At 67.9% G+C, this 3,173-nt stretch carries 1 protein-coding gene; it reads left to right on the top strand.

Annotated elements, in window-relative coordinates:
* A partial coding sequence (locus tag FB600_RS36925; RefSeq protein ID WP_315898364.1) for a condensation domain-containing protein occupies positions 1–3,173 on the top strand: 3,173 nt, incomplete at both ends.

Raw genomic sequence — 3,173 nt, 5'->3', positions numbered from 1 at the left:
CGTGTCCTGCAGAAGACCCCCTTCGGCTTCGACGTCTCCGTCTGGGAATTCTTCTGGACCCTGCTCAACGGCGCCACCCTCGTCGTCGCCGCCCCCGGCATACAGGGCGACCCCGAAGCCCTGATCGCGCTCATCGACCGCCAGCGCATCACCACCGCCCACTTCGTTCCCTCGATGCTCAATATCTTCCTGGGCACCGAGGGGGTCCAGGCTTGCACCTCCCTGCAGCGGCTCGTCTGCAGCGGCGAGGCCCTGCCGGTTTCCGCGATCCGGCGCTGCCAGGCCTTGCTGCCCGCCGCCAGGATCCACAATCTCTACGGGCCGACCGAAGCCGCGATCGACGTTTCCGCCTGGACCTGCCCGCCCGACTACGCCGGCTCGACGGTCCCCATCGGCCGCCCGATCGCCAATACGCGGATCTACCTGCTCGACGAACACGGGCAGCCCGTGCCGCTGGGCGCGGTCGGCGAGCTGCATATCGGCGGCGTGGGCGTCGCGCGCGGCTATCTCAACCGCCCCGAACTCACCGCCGAGCGCTTCGTGCGCGATCCCTTCGTCAGTGACGCCAACGCTCGCATGTATCGCACCGGCGATCTCGCCCGCTACCTGCCCGACGGCAATATCGAATACCTCGGCCGCAACGACTTCCAGGTCAAGATCCGCGGCTTCCGGATCGAGCTCGGCGAGATCGAGGCACGGCTCGTGGAATATCCCGCCGTGCGCGAGGCGGTCGTGCTCGCACTCGGCGACGGCGCCGACAAGCGTTTGGTTGCCTATGTCGTAGCCGAGCACGACGAGCAGTTGATCGGCGCGATCCGCGACCACCTCGCCGCGCAGTTGCCCGACTACATGGTGCCCACCGCCTTCGTGCGGCTCGACGCCCTGCCGCTCAGCCCCAACGGCAAGCTCGATCGCCGCGCGCTGCCAGCGCCCGATTCGTCCGCGCTCGCGCGCCAAGTCTATGAAGCCCCTCAAGGCGAGATCGAATGTGCGCTTGCCGAGATCTGGGCCGAGCTGCTCGGCGTCGAGCGCATCGGCCGCCACGACAGTTTCTTCGCACTCGGCGGGCATTCCCTGCTCGCCGTGCGGCTGGTCGGCCGTATCGCCGCGCTTGGCACCGAGCTGCCTCTCGCCAAGCTGTTCGCCTCGCCCACACTCGCCGGCCTGGCTGCGCTCATTACCAACCGCCTGGACCAGGGCGCCGCCGCTTTGCCGCCCATCACGCCGGTCCCGCGCGATGGCGAGTTGCCGCTCTCCTTCGCCCAGCAGCGACTGTGGTTCCTGGCCCAACTCGATGGCGTCAGCGCCACTTATCACATCCCGCTGGCGCTGCGCCTGCAAGGCCGACTCGACACGGCAGCATGGCAGCGCGCACTCGACACGCTTCTCGATCGTCACGAGGCGCTGCGCTCGGTATTCGTCGCGGTCCAGGGTCAGCCGCAGGTGCGACTGCTGCCGGTCGGCACCGCCTTGCCCGTGACGCATCACGATCTTCGCGATGCACCCGACGCGCAGCAGCTGTTGCAGGCCATCAGTGCCCAGGAAGCTCACACGCCCTTCGACCTGGAGCACGGCCCGCTGATCCGCGCTCGCCTGGTCCGCTTGAGCGAGGACGAGCATGCGTTCCTGCTGACCCAGCATCACATCGTCTCGGACGGCTGGTCCTTCGACGTCCTGTTCAGCGAACTGCAGGCGCTCTATCGGGCCTGCCTGGATGGCCGGCCCGATCCGCTCGCGCCGTTGGCCATCCAGTATCCCGACTACGCCGCCTGGCAGCGCCAGTGGCTCACGGGCGAGCGCTTGCAGGCCCAAGGCGAGTATTGGCGCCAAACGCTCGCCGATGCGCCGACGCTGCTCGACCTGCCCACCGATCACCCCCGTCCCGCGCAGCAATCCTTCGTCGGCGCCCATGTGCCGATGCGCCTCGATGCCGAACTCACGCAGGCGCTCAGGCGCCTCGCGCAAACGCACGGTGCCACGCTGTTCATGACCGTGATGGGCGCCTGGGCCGCCGTGCTCGCGCGGCTGTCGGGCCAGCAGGACATCGTGATCGGCACGCCCAGCGCGAATCGCAATCGCCAGGAGGTCGAGCCGCTGATCGGCTTCTTCGTCAACACGCTGGCACTGCGCCTGGATCTGTCCGGCACGCCCGATGCCGCCGCCTTGCTCGCACGCGTGCGTCACGCCGCGCTGGCCGCGCAGGACCACCAGGACCTGCCTTTCGAGCAGATCGTCGAGATCGTCAACCCGCCGCGCAAGCTGGAGCATGCGCCGCTGTTCCAGGTGATGTTCAGCTGGCAGTCCCAACAAGGCACGTCATTGCCGCTGCCCGAGCTGGAAGTCACGGCGCTGCCGCCCGCTTACGACACGGTGAAGTTCGATCTGGAACTGGCGCTCGAGGAGAACGGCGACGAGATTTTCGGCACCCTGAGCTATTCGACGGCCTTGTTCCACAGGGCCACCATCGAGCGACAGGCGGGTTACCTGGAGGCCATGCTGCGAGCGATGGTCCGGGACGAAACGCAGGCGATCGATCATGTCGACATCCTGCCGCCCGAGGAGCGCAAGCTGCTGCTGGGCGACTGGAATGCGACGCAGGCGGACTATCCCGAGCAGCATTGCATTCACCAGTCGTTCGAGCAGCAGGTCGAGCGCACGCCCGACGCCGTCGCCCTCGTCTTCGAGGATCAAACGCTCAGTTATACCCAGCTCAACGAGCGGGCCAACCAGCTCGCGCACGAGCTCATCGCCCTCGGCGTGCAGCCCGATTCGCGCGTGGCCATCTGCGTCGAGCGTTCGAGCGCCATGCTCGTCGGCCTGCTCGCCATCCTCAAGGCCGGCGGCGCCTATGTCCCCCTCGACCCCGCCTATCCCGGCGAGCGACTCGCTCACATCCTCATCGATGCCGATCCCGGCATCGTGCTCGTCGATACCGCCGGCCGTGCCGCCCTCGGCCAGGACGCACTCGACGGGCGTCGCCTGCTCGATCCCAACGTGTTGCTGCCCGAGCGCTCCGCCACCAACCCCGTCGTACCCGGCCTCACTTCGCGACACCTCGCCTACGTCATCTACACCTCAGGCTCCACCGGCAAGCCCAAGGGTGTCATGGTCGAGCACCGGCAGGTCCTCAACTTCCTGAGCGCCATGGCCACCGCGCCCGGCATCCACTCGCG

It is taken from the genome of Burkholderia sp. SJZ089, assembly GCF_007828315.1.
Taxonomy (GTDB): Bacteria; Pseudomonadota; Gammaproteobacteria; order Burkholderiales; family Burkholderiaceae; genus Burkholderia; species Burkholderia gladioli.
This window is presented reverse-complemented; position numbering and strand designations above follow the sequence as displayed.